Source organism: Cellvibrio japonicus Ueda107 (genome assembly GCF_000019225.1).
Taxonomy (GTDB): domain Bacteria; phylum Pseudomonadota; class Gammaproteobacteria; order Pseudomonadales; family Cellvibrionaceae; genus Cellvibrio; species Cellvibrio japonicus.
Genome location: NC_010995.1, coordinates 4,061,714 through 4,077,042 on the forward strand (window position 1 = coordinate 4,061,714; position 15,329 = coordinate 4,077,042).

General features: G+C 53.7%; 13 protein-coding genes. 5 read left to right on the top strand and 8 right to left on the bottom strand.

What is annotated here, in order from left to right:
- Positions 1–53: 53 nt before the first annotated feature.
- The 6 genes from CJA_RS16330 to CJA_RS16355 all read right to left on the bottom strand — a co-directional run bounded on the left by CJA_RS16330 (position 54) and on the right by CJA_RS16355 (position 4,772).
- Positions 54–1,487 (bottom strand): high affinity choline transporter 1, encoded by a 1,434-nt coding sequence (locus CJA_RS16330; protein WP_012488963.1) that lies wholly within the window; start codon positions 1,485–1,487, stop codon positions 54–56.
- A gap of 113 nt (positions 1,488–1,600) precedes the next feature.
- Positions 1,601–1,843: a hypothetical protein gene (locus tag CJA_RS16335; RefSeq protein ID WP_041551673.1), complete on the bottom strand. Its 243-nt coding sequence runs from the start codon at positions 1,841–1,843 to the stop codon at positions 1,601–1,603.
- 48 nt (positions 1,844–1,891) lie between these two features.
- On the bottom strand, positions 1,892–2,212 hold the full coding sequence (locus CJA_RS16340; RefSeq protein WP_012488965.1) for a hypothetical protein: 321 nt from the start codon (positions 2,210–2,212) through the stop codon (positions 1,892–1,894).
- 400 nt (positions 2,213–2,612) lie between these two features.
- Positions 2,613–2,951 (bottom strand): P-II family nitrogen regulator, encoded by a 339-nt coding sequence (locus CJA_RS16345; protein WP_012488966.1) that lies wholly within the window; start codon positions 2,949–2,951, stop codon positions 2,613–2,615.
- Positions 2,952–3,133: 182 nt separating this feature from the next.
- The gene (locus CJA_RS16350) at positions 3,134–4,402 is read right to left on the bottom strand and encodes an ammonium transporter (protein ID WP_012488967.1); all 1,269 of its coding nucleotides are present in this window, start codon (positions 4,400–4,402) and stop codon (positions 3,134–3,136) included.
- Positions 4,403–4,433: 31 nt separating this feature from the next.
- On the bottom strand, positions 4,434–4,772 hold the full coding sequence (locus tag CJA_RS16355; protein WP_012488968.1) for a P-II family nitrogen regulator: 339 nt from the start codon (positions 4,770–4,772) through the stop codon (positions 4,434–4,436).
- A 408-nt stretch (positions 4,773–5,180) separates the two neighbouring features.
- On the opposite strand from CJA_RS16355, the gene CJA_RS16360 reads away from it, so the two are divergent.
- The gene (locus CJA_RS16360) at positions 5,181–5,414 is read left to right on the top strand and encodes an accessory factor UbiK family protein (protein ID WP_012488969.1); all 234 of its coding nucleotides are present in this window, start codon (positions 5,181–5,183) and stop codon (positions 5,412–5,414) included.
- A gap of 125 nt (positions 5,415–5,539) precedes the next feature.
- On the top strand, positions 5,540–7,042 hold the full coding sequence (locus tag CJA_RS16365) for a YifB family Mg chelatase-like AAA ATPase (protein WP_041551675.1): 1,503 nt from the start codon (positions 5,540–5,542) through the stop codon (positions 7,040–7,042).
- A gap of 1 nt (position 7,043) precedes the next feature.
- Here the strand turns inward: CJA_RS16365 and CJA_RS16370 are convergent, their stop codons facing one another.
- Entirely contained in the window at positions 7,044–8,804 is a 1,761-nt protein-coding gene (locus CJA_RS16370; protein WP_238526784.1) for a putative bifunctional diguanylate cyclase/phosphodiesterase, read from the bottom strand.
- Between the two features lie 172 nt (positions 8,805–8,976).
- Between CJA_RS16370 and rep the strand changes: the two genes are divergently transcribed.
- On the top strand, positions 8,977–10,995 hold the full coding sequence (rep, locus tag CJA_RS16375; RefSeq protein ID WP_012488972.1) for a DNA helicase Rep: 2,019 nt from the start codon (positions 8,977–8,979) through the stop codon (positions 10,993–10,995).
- A gap of 100 nt (positions 10,996–11,095) precedes the next feature.
- Here the strand turns inward: rep and CJA_RS16380 are convergent, their stop codons facing one another.
- The gene (locus CJA_RS16380) at positions 11,096–11,509 is read right to left on the bottom strand and encodes a c-type cytochrome (RefSeq protein ID WP_041552613.1); all 414 of its coding nucleotides are present in this window, start codon (positions 11,507–11,509) and stop codon (positions 11,096–11,098) included.
- Positions 11,510–11,733: 224 nt separating this feature from the next.
- Here CJA_RS16380 and prsK point away from each other — a divergent pair, with 224 nt between their 5' ends.
- Positions 11,734–13,791 (top strand): XrtA/PEP-CTERM system histidine kinase PrsK, encoded by a 2,058-nt coding sequence (gene prsK / locus CJA_RS16385; protein ID WP_012488974.1) that lies wholly within the window; start codon positions 11,734–11,736, stop codon positions 13,789–13,791.
- A complete protein-coding gene (gene prsR, locus CJA_RS16390) occupies positions 13,788–15,182 on the top strand; it encodes a PEP-CTERM-box response regulator transcription factor (protein WP_012488975.1) in 1,395 nt (464 codons plus the stop codon). Before prsK ends, prsR begins: the two co-directional genes overlap by 4 nt.
- The last annotated feature ends 147 nt before the right edge of the window (positions 15,183–15,329 follow it).

Sequence of the window (15,329 nt, forward strand, 5' to 3'; positions counted from 1 at the left end):
AAAGAGGAGGTTCGCACACCCGCCACAAGGCCGATGTGCGAACAGCGGCAGGATCAGGCCGCGGCGGTTTGCGGTTCCGGCTTGATCAGGCTGCCAATGACCATCGCGAATGAGGCGACGATAAAACCGGCAAAATGCGGAGGCAAAGGTGCATCCGGGACAATGAGCTCAAGGGGAATCCACACCACAAGGCCACTGATAATCGAGCAGACCGCCCCAAAATTGCTGGCCTTTTTCCAGTAGATACCGCAGAACAGTGGCACCAATGCCACCACCAGTGTCACTTTGTAGGCATTTTCCACCATGGAGTGGATCGAGGTTTCGTGCTGCAGGGAATAGAGGGCGTAAAGGGTGACCAATACAGCGAACAGACCGACAACGATACGCATCAGGGTAAGGAATTGCTGATCGGTCATTTGCTTGCCTTTAGGCATTAATTCACGAATGACGTTTTCGGACAGCGTGACAGAGGGTGCCAACAATGTACCACTCGCGGTACTCATAATGACCGATAGCAACGCACCAAAGAAAATAATCTGCGCATACATAGGCAGGTGTGTGATCACAAAGGTTGGCAGCACCAGCTGTGGGTCCTGCTCACTGATTTCTGCCGCCATTTGCGGATCGATCATAAAGGCGGAATACGCCAGATAAAGGGGGACTGCCGCAAACAGGAAATAAGCAACACCACCAAAGAAGGTACCCCACACCGCCACTCGTTCATTTTTGGACGAATTGACTCGTTGGAATACGTCCTGCTGGGGAATAGAGCCAAACCCCATGGTCAGGAAACCGGCAATGAAGGTAATGACTGCTGCCCACTCCAGGCTGGGCCAAAACTCAAACTTACCCGCTTCATAAGCGTGTTGTATTACCGGAACCACGCCGTTGGTTTGCTCTGAAACCATAAACGAAATCCACAACAGTCCCAGCACAATGACCGTCATTTGTACCACTGTTGTCATCGCCACCGACCACATCCCACCCACCAGGGTATAAATCAGCACAATGCCGGCACCAATGACAATTCCCATCGCCATACTCAGCGCGCCTTCCGTCAACACATTAAACACCAGCCCTAACGCAGTAATCTGTGCAGATACCCACCCCAGGTAAGACAAGGCAATCGCGATGGACACGACAATTTCCACAGGTTTGCTGTAGCGCTCCCGGTAAAAGTCCCCCAGTGTCAGCAGGTTTTTACGATACAGCGGGCGGGCAAAGACGATGGCAAACAACATCAGACAAAACGATGCACCAAAAGGATCAGAGATCAGGCCACCGAGGTTTTCCTCCACAAAAGTACCTGGAACTCCCAGTACCGTTTCCGCACCAAACCAGGTGGCAAATACCATGGCAATCACTACCCACATAGGCAAGCTCCTGCCCGCGGTGACGTAGTCTTTGGCACTGTGAACCTTGGTAGCGGCGTAAACCCCAATAAGAATAGAAATGATCAGGTAGAGAGCGACAAAACTGACTAGCATGGTCGGTTCCTTTAAATGGAGGCCAAATTATTGTTGCGAGGACGCAAGTACAGACTCACCAGCGGGGTTACCCCCTGGAGATTTAACCTGGCCTTACGGCCCCCCGGTCTTTATTAAGTGTGAACTTGCCCAATGACACTGATATCCGGGAGTAAGGCCCGGGCTTTTTTGACCGCGCTAATATAATTGATGCGCGACAAAATGAAATCAAAAATCCACCCGTTCATCCTCATTAGCAGCCGCGCCATAGGTATTGCGCGGCTATCTTGTGAACCAGCGGGTATTTTTACAATGCAAATTCCTTGCCCAGTTGCCGTCAGTTCACCGGGGAAATCACCCTGGACATTGTTAACCATAAAAAAACCCGCATGACGCGGGTTTTCTTTAACGGATGGCACACCTGCCTATATAGGGCGGCCACCATAATCTGATGTCGGCTTTTTCGGGGGATCTGCAGTTACGTTAGCGGGAACTTCACTGATCTTGCCACCACGGGCCAGGAACTCGGCAATCTGCGACTCCAGTTCATCGCGAACCTTTTGCCGGGAAGCGATACTGAAATCCTCAATCACATCAGGCTCGGCAGCCTTACTTCCACCGCCAGAACCGGCATAGCTGGCCTCATCGCTATCGAGAGATTCATCATCGTCCTCATCGGCATCGACGTCCCCCTCTGCACCGGTATCTTCTAATTCTTCGTCGTTAATGGGGTCTTCATCAGTCATAAAATCACCTGAAAACAGATTCGTGATAGCGTGGAATTCTTATACTGCTGTCCTGATAATTAGCCCTGGCACATATTTCCCGAGCACGGCTAATTTATAGCGCAGACTTTTCCAGACGTCATGAGCGGAAAAGAAAAATTTTTAGGCTTTTTTTGCCTGATCAACGCCCGGCGCGGCGGATTTTAGTTATTAACCCAAAACAAGTCTAGCGGTGTCATATCCTCCCTGAAAAAGGGCCCGCACGCTATTCAGCCCACGACAAAATGACAGGAAAAAAGAGCCGGAAGAGAGGGCTAAAGTGTTATGGCAACGGCTGAGATTGTTCAAAAAAACAGCACAGCAACAAAACAGAAACGCCACCCGAAGGTGGCGTTTTTATGGGAGGCAACCAGCTCAATACTTAAACAGCGTCTGAGCCTGTCTCACCTGTACGGATGCGGATAATTTCATCAAGCGGGGAGATAAATATTTTTCCATCGCCGATCTTGCCGGTTTGAGCCGCCTTGGTGATGGCTTCAACCGCTTGCTCGACCATGGAATCATCGACCGCCAACTCAATTTTTACCTTGGGCAGAAAATCCACAACATACTCTGCACCGCGATAGAGTTCTGTGTGGCCCTTCTGACGGCCAAAGCCTTTGACTTCAGTCACAGTCATACCTTGCACGCCCACATCGGACAGCGCCGTACGCACGTCGTCAAGCTTGAAAGGTTTTACGACAGCAGTTATCAGTTTCATTATAAAAATTCCTTTGCTGGAGTTTTGCGAATGCTGATACCGGAACTGCAGGGTGTTGAATTAGCCCGCGTCCAGCGTCTTTGCACTAAAGATACACCCAAGCTTCACAGATCAACAACAATTTTTAACGACCGGGCTTGTGCACCATACCCCACCCGGAGGTAAGGCATGGTGTAAGGCCATTATTTGCTGCGGGTAAACTCGGGGTAGGCTTCCATACCGCACTCGGACAGATCCACACCTTCGAACTCTTCTTCTTCGGAGACACGGATACCGAATACCAGCTTGATGATGAACCATACGAGCAAGCTAACACCGAATACCCAGACAAAGATGGTCAGGGCACCAACGATCTGGCCAACAAAGCTGGCATCACTGTTGGTGAAGGGCACGGCCAACAACCCCAGGATACCGGCACTACCGTGCACGGAGATAGCACCAACCGGGTCGTCAATTTTCAGCTTATCCAAACCCAGGATAGAGAAGACAACCAACACACCTCCGAGGGCTCCAATGATAGTAGCACCCAAAGCGCTTGGAGTATCAGGACCAGCAGTAATCGCCACCAGACCAGCCAGGGCACCGTTCAGAGCCATGGTTAAGTCCGCTTTACCGAACAGCAAGCGAGCAACAATCAGAGCAGCAACCAAACCACCTGCAGCAGCGGTGTTGGTGTTCAGGAATACCATAGCAACAGCATTTGCATTGTCGATATCACCCAGCTTTAAGACAGAGCCGCCGTTAAAGCCGAACCAGCCCATCCACAGAATAAACATACCGAGGGTAGCCAGTGGCAAGTTGGCGCCAGTGATCGCGTTAATTTCACCGTTGGGACCATATTTGCCTTTACGTGCACCAAGTAACAGAACACCAGCAAGAGCAGCAGAGGCACCCGCCAGGTGCACAATACCTGAACCCGCGAAGTCAGAGAAACCGAGATCGCCCAGGTTGAACAGGCCAAATACATCGTTGCCGCCCCACGTCCATGAACCTTCCATCGGATAGATAAAACCGGTCATGACTACAGTAAACAGCAGGAACGGCCAGAGTTTCATACGCTCGGCAACAGCACCGGAGGTGATCGATACTGCAGTAGCAACGAATACCACCTGGAAGAAGAAGTCAGCGGCAGTGGAATAAATAGAGCCACCCGTGAAACCATCTTCACGCTCGGCGTACTCACCCAATACTTTGGATGCATCGACATCGCCAATGCCTGACAGGAAGATTTCACCACCGTACATGATGGCGTAACCACACACGAGATACATGATGCAGGCAATAGCAAACATACCGACGTTTTTAGCCAAAATTTCAGTGGTGTTTTTAGCGCGTACCAAACCGGATTCCAGCATGGCAAAACCCGCTGCCATCCACATCACCAGGGCACCACATACTAAAAAGTAGAAGGTGTCCATCGCATATTGAAGATGATAAAGATTCTCTTCCATTGGTTGTTCCCCGTAGAGTTATTAAAGTGAATTACAGCGCTTGGTCGCCGGTTTCGCCGGTGCGAATACGCACCACCTGCTCCAAACTGGACACGAAGATCTTGCCGTCGCCAATTTTGTTGCTATTGGCTGCTTTACTGATGGCCTCTACCACACGATCGGCTTCGGTATCGGCTACAGCGATCTCCACTTTGGTTTTCGGCAAAAAATCCACCACGTACTCTGCCCCACGGTAGAGTTCGGAGTGGCCCTTCTGACGACCAAAACCTTTGACTTCTGTTACGGTCATGCCATGCACGCCTATGTCGGAGAGGGCTTCGCGCACCACATCCAGCTTGAACGGCTTGATGATTGCAGTTACCAGTTTCATTTGACCTGCTCCTAAAAAAATCCCCGCACCCTGGGGTGCGGGAAACACCGGAAATACTGTCTAGACCGGAGCTACATGCACAAAACTTGCGCTCCAACTGACACTTCGTACTCGCATAGAATTTTGCATAGAGCAGGCCAACTTCGAAAAAACATTAGTTATCAACAATTTAGATGCCAAAGTGCAGATACTGCCCCAAAAACATGGAGGCGCGGGAAGAAGAGCGCACCAAAATGAAGCAAACTCAATTGTGCGCAGCACCAAAAATGATCAACGGCATACAAAGTTGCCGTTACTGGGATTTATTCACAAACGCGATAATAAAAAGAGGCGAGCAACAACTGGGACCGAGGTGATCCCAAACTCGCAAATAGGTAGACTATCGACTCGTGTTCCTGGAGCCATAACATGATTGCCAATCTCGCCCAACAATTGTTTCAACAACTGCAAGCGCATCTTCCGAACGATGTGGGTTCACTGCCCAAACGCGAATTGCATATCGCCCTCCAATCGGCCCTGGCCAAATTGGATTTGGTAACCCGCGAGGAATTTGATGCGCAGGCAGCAGTGCTCCAGCGCACCCGCCAAAAATTGGAATTACTGGAGGCGCAGTTGGCAACACTGCAACAGGAAAACACCTGACATAACGCCATCACTTGGCGGAGTTACTCAAGTACCTTATAGTTCAGGGCCAGCCGCCGGCTCGAACACGGAAGTCGTGTGAAACGCAAAACCCATTGATTTTCAATCTATTGCAAGGAATGCCCATGTCGCTCGCTATTATCTTTTCCCGCGCCAAACTCGGGATCAATGCCCCGCAGGTTACCGTAGAAGTCCACCTTTCCAATGGTTTGCCAGGCTTGTCCATCGTCGGCCTGCCGGAAACCGCCGTCAAAGAGAGCAAGGACCGTGTGCGCAGCGCCATTCTTAACAGCCACCTGGAATTCCCGGCGCGCCGCATTACTGTCAACCTGGCCCCTGCCGATTTACCCAAAGACGGCGGACGCTTCGACTTGCCCATCGCCCTGGGCATATTGGCAGCCTCAGGGCAAATACCGCGTGAGCCCCTGGCCAATTATGAATTTCTCGGGGAGCTGGCACTGTCCGGTGAATTGCGCTCGCTCAATGCAGCACTGCCTGCTGCACTCGCCTGTGGTGATGCCAAGCGTGACTTGATAATTAGCACGGCCAATGCGCAGGAAGCGGCCTTGAGCAGCATCACGCGCGTCTTTGGTGCAGAAAATCTCCTGCAGGTATGTGCCCACTTACATGGGCGCGAGCATTTATTCCAGGCGACACCACCCGCTAGTCCGGAGCGCCTGGCTCCCAAACTGGATATCCGCGATGTAAAAGGCCAGTGGCAGGCCAAGCGGGCCCTCGAAATCGCGGCCAGCGGCGGCCACAATCTGTTGCTCTACGGCCCACCGGGGACAGGGAAAACCATGCTGGCCAGCCGCTTGCCCGGCATACTGCCCAGTCTGAGCGAACGCGAGATGCTGGATGTTGCCGCTATTTATTCGGTTGCTGCACAACAGCCGGATCACAACATGCACCTTCGTCCTTTTCGCGCCCCGCATCACACAGCGTCCGCGATTGCCCTGGTCGGGGGAGGCAGCTATCCACGGCCGGGAGAAATATCCCTGGCACACGGCGGTGTTTTATTCCTCGATGAATTGCCCGAATTTTCCCGCCATGTGCTGGAGGTGTTACGCGAGCCACTGGAAAGTGGCGAGGTGCGAATTTCGCGCGCCAGGGCGCAAGCATCCTATCCGGCGCGCTTTCAATTGGTCGCGGCGATGAACCCTTGCCCCTGTGGCTACCAGGGCAGTGACCAGCGCCCATGCCGCTGTAGTCCCGACCAGATACGCCGCTATCGCGACCGGATTTCCGGCCCCCTGTTGGATCGTATTGATATGCATGTCCTGGTCACGGCCTTGCGCCAGGGAGAAATGCACGCCCACGCCAGCGGTGATTCAAGTGCAGACATCCGCACCCGGGTCGAGCAAACCCGGTCGCGCCAACTGGCGCGCCAGGGCAAAACCAACAGCCAGCTCAGTGCGCCGGAGCTGGAACAGGTCTGCTACCTGAAAGAGACCGACCGGCAGTTACTGGATCAGGCCATCAACAAATTGGGGCTTTCCACCCGCGCCTACCACCGTGTACTCAAGCTGGCGCGCACCCTGGCGGATATGGCCGGGCGAGAGCAGTTGACTACCGGCGATATTACCGAGGCCCTGAGCTATCGGACATTGGACCGGGCACGCGCCTGAATCAACCGGGCAAGATCGCCTGGCCAGACTTAATGCCTTCTACCCAGTGTTGCAGCTGTACCAGCGTCCTGGGGCCGGAGAAGAATGACCCCTGCATCAGGTCGCAGCCCATGGATTGCAGCCAGTCGCGCTGTTCGCGGCTTTCCACCCCCTCAACCACCACCCATTTACCGAGGTTGTGGGCCAGGGTAATCATGGCTGCCACCAGGCGCTTGTCAGTGAGGCTGCGATTCAGCTCCGCAATAAAGCTGGCGTCAATTTTGACCGAGCTGATGGGCAGTCGCTGCAAATGGAGGAATGACGAGTTGCCCGCCCCAAAGCTGTCGAGCAGGAAGTCGATCCCGAAAAATGACAGGGGACGCATACACAGGGAAACCAGCTCGATGTTTTCCGCAAAGGCCGTTTCCGTCAATTCGAATTCGACATCCCCCGGTTGGATATCGTTGTCGGCAAAAATCCGCGCCACTTCACGCACCAGGTTGTCATCCCTGAATTGGCGCACCGATAACTTGATCGCCATCATCAAGCGTTCGCCCCAACGCGGCTGCAAGAGTTTGAGGTCATAACAGGCCTGGCGGATCACCCAGTACCCTAAGGAATTGATCAGGCCGGTTTCCTCCGCCGTAGCGATGAATTCGCTGGCATCCAGCAGCCCCTCACCCGGCTTGTTCCAGCGCAGTAATGCCTCCAATGCCACGACCTTGCCGCTGGCGACATCCACCCGCGGCATATAGTGAAGTTCAAATTGCTGTTTTTTCAGGGCGATACGCAGGTCGGATTCCAGGCGCAGGCGACGGCGCACATCCTGGTTCATTACCTCGGTAAAAAAGCGATAGCTGCTGCCCTCCTCCTGCTTGGCGCGATACATCGCCATATCGGCATGTTTGAGCAGGGTATCGGCATCGCGCCCGGCCTGCGGATACATCGCAATCCCGATGCTGGCACCGACCACCACCAAGTGCCCGTTAATATCTGCCGGTTGTGACAGGGTGCGGATTACCTTTTCCGCAATATGGGCAACATCCGTATGGTTCTCGATGTTTTGCAGCAGCAGGGTGAACTCGTCCCCCCCCATACGCGCTACCGAGTCGCTGCGGCGCAGGCAACTGCTGAGCCGCTCCGCACAAATGCGGATGATGGCATCACCCGCATCATGGCCAAAGTTGTCATTGACCTGCTTAAACCCATTGAGATCGATAAACATCAGGGTAAAACTGGTGCCGTCGCGCTCAGCCAGGTTGATCGCATGTTCCAGGCGGTCGCCAAACAGGATGCGGTTGGGGATGTCAGTCAGGGGGTCGTAATGGGCAAGGCGCGTCAAATGCTGCTCGGTGCGTTTGCGTTCTATGGCATAGCGCAGACAGCGCTCCAGCAGTTGGTGATCAATCTGCCCTTTGATCAGGTAGTCGGCTGCCCCTGCGCGAATTGCCTCGCGATCCACCTCGGTTTCCATCTCATCGGTCATGACCACAATAGGTGTTTCACACACCTGTACCCGCGCCGCATTGAGCAGGTCGCGCGCGTTGGCCTCGCCCCAGTAGTAATCGAGCAGGACAACATCGTATTGGTGGGAGAGGATTTTGGGCAAGGCAAGCCCCAGCCGATCACACCACTCCAATTGATAATGGGTGGCGCGAATCTGGGAGAGAAGGTTAGCGATAAACAGGTATTCACTCTGTTCACCATCAACCAGCAGGATATGGGTGGTTTGCTCCATGGATTTCTTTCCTACGGCGCAGTGACGGCACACAAGAGCCATCATGGTAGCAGCCGGTTTTGGCAAACAGAACTCTGCCAGATAGAACAAATAGCGGTTAAACGGAATAAAAATTTAGCCGCCAGTTATAGCCACACGCCGGAACAGATCGAATCAACGCCAAGCGCCGGGGGGATGTTAGAATGCCGTCCTTGTTTCAACCTGCGCCCGGACTGCTGTGACCCAACTCAACCCCCGTCAACGCGAAGCCGTACTCTATATTGATGGCCCCTGCCTGGTACTGGCGGGGGCCGGTAGTGGCAAGACCAGCGTAATCACGCGCAAGATTGCCTACCTGATTGAGCAGTGCGATATCCCCGCACGCCACATTGCGGCCCTGACCTTTACCAACAAGGCCGCGCGCGAGATGAAAGAGCGGGTCGGCAAGCTGGTCAAAGGCAGCGCAGCACGCGGGCTGACTGTCTCGACCTTCCACAACCTGGGGCTCAACATCATCCGTCGCGAGCACAAAACCCTGGGGTTCAAACCCGGCTTTTCCATCTTTGATGCCGAGGACGCCCGCGCCCTGCTCAAAGAGCTGATGCTCAAGGAAGGTGAACTGGATAACGATCACCTCGACCTGGTCCAGCACCAGATTTCCAACTGGAAAAATGATCTGGTACACCCCACCAAAGCCCTGAGCCTGGCGCAAAGCCCCGCCGAACAGACTATCGCGCTGATCTACCAGCGCTACAACCAAGCGCTTAAGGCCTACAATGCTGTCGATTTTGATGACCTGATCCTGATTCCCGTGGCACTGTTCCAGGAACATCCCGAGGTACTGCAGCGCTGGCAACGCAAAATCCGCTATCTGCTGGTGGATGAATACCAGGACACCAACTCCAGCCAATACCTTCTGGTGCAACTGCTGGTCGGCAATCGCGGCGGCCTCACGGTCGTGGGTGATGACGACCAGTCCATCTACGCCTGGCGCGGCGCCCGCCCGGAAAACATGTCCCTGCTCAAGCGCGACTATCCCAACCTGCGCCTGATCAAGCTTGAACAAAACTATCGCTCAACCAGTCGTATCCTGCGCGTTGCCAACCACCTGATCGCTAATAATCCCCACGAGTTTGATAAAGCCCTGTGGAGTGAAATGGGATTGGGGGAAGCGTTGCGCGTGATCCGTTGCGCCAATGAGGATGCCGAAGCCGAGCGGGTAGCCACTGAAATTCTCACCCAGCGGCTGCGCAAGCAGTACAAGTTTCGCGATTTTGCTGTGCTCTATCGCGGCAACCACCAGGCGCGGCTGCTGGAGCTTAAACTCCAGCAACACCAGATTCCCTACAAAATCAGCGGCGGCTCATCCTTTTTCGCCAAAACCGAGATTAAGGACCTGATGGCGTATCTGCGCCTGATCGTTAACCCGGATGATGACAATGCCTTCCTGCGCATCATCAATACCCCTCGCCGGCAGATTGGCACCAGCACCCTGGAAGCCCTGGGAACCTACGCCAGTGAGCGGCATATCAGTTTATTTGCCGCGCTTAATGAGATAGGTCTACAAAGTCGCATTCCCGAAAAAAACCTTGAGCGACTGCAGCGATTTGCGCACTGGTTCAAGGGCATTATCCAACAGGTGAGCGGTAGCGATCCGGTCGCCGCTATCCGCGAGATGATCAACGATATTGATTACGAAACCTGGTTGCACCAGAACTCGGCCAGCAGCAAGGCGGCGGAAAAACGGCTGGAGAATGTGTACTACCTGGTTGAATCCATCCAGAAAACCCTGGACCGCAGTGCCGATGACGACGAAGGGGATGACTCCCGTATCGAAGATGCCATCGCCAAGCTGGTATTGCGCGATTTACTGGAGCGCCAGGAAGAGGAGGATTTGTCAGACCAGGTGCAGTTGATGACCCTCCACGCTTCCAAGGGCCTGGAGTTTCCCCATGTTTTCATGGTGGGCATGGAAGAGGATTTGTTACCCCATCGCAACAGCATCGAAGATAACAATATAGAGGAAGAGCGACGCCTGACGTATGTAGGCATTACCCGCGCCCAACGCACCCTGACCCTGACCCTGGCGGGCAAGCGCAAACAGTTTGGCGAAATGAGCGAGACCACCCCCAGCCGCTTTCTCGATGAACTGCCGCCCGACGATGTGGAATGGGAGGGCTTTGGCGAGCAAAGTGCTGAACGCAACCAGGCCAAAGGTGAGGAAACCCTGAGCAACCTGCTCAATTTGTTTGATTAACGGCAACGTTTAACTAACGGCAATTAGGGCAGCGAACGAAAAAGGCGCCGAAGCGCCTTTCTGGAAAACGGCGGGACTTTCTCACCCGGCTTGTCCGGCCTTATTTGGCCGCCTCCACCATATAATCCACGGCGCTTTTGACTTCGTCATCAGAGCAGGCATTGCACAAGCCTTTGGCAGGCATGGCATTAAAACCATGGAGCGCATGGGTATAGAGGGTATCCATGCCCTTGGCGATACGCGGTGCCCAGTCTGCAGCCGATCCTGACTTGGGCGCGCCCATCACACCGGCACCGTGGCAGGTTGTACAAAAACCGGCATAAACGTCCTTACCAGACTTGGGACCGGAGACTACCGCAACCGGAGCGGCGGCACATTCATCACCCGACATACAGGTGCTGCCCACAGGCGCCAGGCGCGCCTTGATATCGGCGGCGGCATCATCCTGGCTACTGGCCAGGCCGGGAGCGGCCATCAAACCAGTTACCAACAGAACACGAAACATCTTCTTCATCAGGCTCACGGTATTTTTCCTCGTCATAGTGGCGTGCCACTCAAGCTTATCGCGCTTACCCCGGTGGGGGCTTCGGGCGGCGCATTATAGCGGCAAATAACCCTACTGGCGAAGGGCATATTCGCAGAGTTCCATCAGTACTTATCCAGGCCGGCATTTGCGTGCTCTGTAGGCACTGTTATCCTAGCGCAAGATAGGTATAACCAAACAGGGCACATCACACCATGGAATATAACAGCGTCAGTTTTGCGGCATACCTGAGCGCCGCCATCGTAGCCGGCCTCCTGACCCTCACCTACGCCTTCCAATTGCTGAAACGACAAAAAACCTGGATTTTCACCAGTGCAGCCCTTGTCCATACCCTTCACCTGGCAGCCCTGGCCCTGTCATTCTCATCCAATCCTCTCCCGGTATATCTGGTAGCCCTGGCCGAGTTTCTTCATTTTAATGTCTGGGTCTTCTGTATTGCCTTTACCATCAAGCGCGATGCCAATCGCAAACAGTTGCCTACCAGCCTTCAGCTACTGTTTACCAGCGGCATCCCTATTACCGCGCTGGGGATGGCGCTATTGCTGATTGCCGGACTGGATTATGGCTATCTCTATATCTGGTTCTCACTGGGCCTGGCGGTGATCAGCCTGGTCAGTGTTGAACAACTCTATCGCTACTCCGCCGAGAACGATCGCCAGATCAAGTTATTGTGTATGAACCTGGGGGCGATTTTTCTGTATGACATCTATCTCTTTACCCAAGCGCTGATTTTTGCCGGACTGGACCCACAACTGTGGCAATCGCGGGCAGCGGTTTCTATTGCCACCTGCCTGTTTATGGCCCTGGGTGGACTCTTATTGCTACAGCGCAATGAGCGGCCCGCCAATTTCAATCTCTCCCGTCCCATTGCCTTTTACACCACCTCCCTGGTCGCGGTAGGCATCCTGATTACGGTGCTCTCCCTCGGCGGCTATTACGTTCGCCTTTATGGCGGCAACTGGGGGACAGTGTTCTACACCCTATTGCTGGCGGGTGCTGTGCTGTCGATTACCACCGTGTTTATCTCCAGCCGCATCCGCATGCGTTTATCGGTGCTGATCAACAAACATTTATTTCGCTACAAGTATGACTACCGCAACGAATGGTTGCGCCTGATCAACTATCTGGCGCAACCGGCCGAGGCTGGCGAGGTTAACCAGCGTGCGTTCCAGGCTGTTGCCTCAGTGACGCGCGCGCCCAGTGGCGCCATCTGGTTAAAGAAGCAGGGGTTTTACGAGCCTGTATACCGGGCTAACCTGCCCAGCTTTGTCGAATTGCAGGAAGAGCCTGTCAATAGCCCCTTCTGCCAGGCATTTCTGGACTCCGAATGGGTATTTATTCCCGACAGCGGCGATAACGAAGCGCTTAGTCAACACAACGAATTATTACCCCAATGGGCACACAATATTCCCGACCTGTGGCTGCTGTTTCCGTTAATCGTGGGAGAGGAGTTGGTGGGCTTTATCGCCCTGACCAAACCACCCGGTGATGAGGCCCTGACCTGGGAGGACCTCGACCTGCTCAAAACCATGGGGCGCCAGATTGCCAGCTATCTCAAACGCCATCAGCAAGCGGAGCAACTGGCGGAAGGGAAACAGTTCGATACCTACAATAAACTGGTGGCCTTTATTATTCATGACCTCAACAACCTGATCGCACAACAGGCCCTGGTGGTGCGCAATGCTGAAAAACATAAAGGTAATCCCGCCTTTATTGAGGACGCCATTTCCACCATCAGCAACTCTGTGGATCGAATGAATAACTTGCTGAAGAAACTGCGCCGCGATGAATCCGACCTGGTAAAGCGCCTTTCCATTCTGGAGGTTGTGCAGCAGGCTATTAATGAGTGCCAACGCAATAGCCCAAAGCTCACCAGCGACCTGGAATTTACCAAACGCACGATCAATGCCGACCAGGTTCGACTTGTGATGACCATCACCAACTTCATTAAAAATGCCCAGGAAGCCACACCGGATAATGGTCGTGTTCATGTTACACTGCAGCACCAAAGCGACTGGGCCATCATCACCATCGAGGACTCTGGCTCAGGAATGGATTGGGATTTTATCCATAACCGCTTGTTTAAACCTTTCGAAACCACCAAATCCGGCAAAGGTATGGGCATAGGTGTCTACCTCTCGCGCGAGTACATCAGCGAATTGAGCGGCACGCTCAATGTTGTCAGTGCACCTGGCGAAGGCACCACAATTACAATTAGCCTGCCACTCAACAAGGACTCGATCAGCGCATGAGCAAGTCAACCAGCAAACCCAAATTACTGATTATCGAAGATGACCGCGGCCTGCAAAGCCAACTGCGATGGCACTTTGACCAGTACGAAACCATCTTTGCAGAAAACCGCCAGGATGCGATCAGCGCATTGCGCCTGCACGAAGCGCCAGTCGTTATTCAGGATCTAGGATTACCACCCGATGAAGATGGTGTCGATGAAGGCTTTAAATGTATTCAGGATATTTTGCGTATATCCCCCAATACCAAAATCATTGTGATGACGGGTAAAACCGACAAGGAAAATGCGCTGCGTGCAGTCGCTATGGGCGCCTACGATTTTTACCAAAAGCCGGTCGACCCCAATACACTTGACCTGATCGTGCAGCGCGCCTTCCATATTTTTGAATTGGAAGATAACAACCGTCGCCTGTCACAAATCCAGCAACAGCCACTTGAAGGCTTGATCACCAATGATCCGCAGCTTCTAAAAATCTGCCGCCAACTGGAGAAGATCGCCCCCACCACCGTGACCTGCACACTACTCGGGGAAAGCGGTACCGGCAAGGAGGTGATCGCGCGCGCGATCCACCAATTGAGCCCGCGCAAGAGCAAGCGTTTTGTAGCCATTAACTGCGCCGCCGTACCGGAAAACCTGATTGAAAGCGAACTGTTCGGCTATGAAAAAGGAGCCTTCACCGGAGCGAACAAAACGACACTCGGCAAGGTAGAAACCGCGCACGAAGGTACGTTGTTCCTCGATGAAATCGGCGATATGCCACTTAACCTGCAAGCCAAGCTGTTGCGCTTCCTGCAGGAGCGCGTTATTGAACGGGTGGGAGGGCGCACAGAAATTCCCGTGGATGTACGCGTCGTCTGTGCGACCAACAAAAATCTCGAATCCATGGTCCGGGCAGGCAGTTTCCGTGAAGATCTTTTCTATCGCATCTGCGAAATGACCATCAATATCCCCCCGCTGCGCAATCGCATGGGAGACAAGGTGCTGCTGGCCCGCCACTTCAAACTCAAGTTTGCCAAAGAACATGGCCAGCACGTCACGGGTTTCACACCCGATGCCATAGCCGCCATTGAAAGCTATGATTGGCCGGGCAATATTCGCGAAATGGAAAATAAAGTAAAGCGTGCCGTCATCATGGCAGATGGCAAGCACATCTCCCGTGAAGATATGGGGCTGGCAGAAGCCGGTGAGCTCTCCCTGAACCTGCGCCATGTGCGCCAGGAAGCTGAGCGAACCGCGATACTGCGCGCCCTCAGCATGACGGACAACAATATCTCCGCCGCCGCCAAATTGCTCGGTGTAACTCGCCCAACACTCTACGACTTGCTCAAAAAATTCGATATGAACCTGAGCACGGTCAACAACAATGACAGCGAACCCGAGACAATCAGCTAAGTGCTGTATTTAACCCAGGTAAAGCGCCAGCAAAAGCAGTAAGCGCGCCCCATTAAATGCCAACCAGTTATCAATAGCACTGTGGGGTGTCTCGCCAAACCAACAAATTCTGCACCCCGGCGCCCTTAAGCCATACACCTGAGCCCG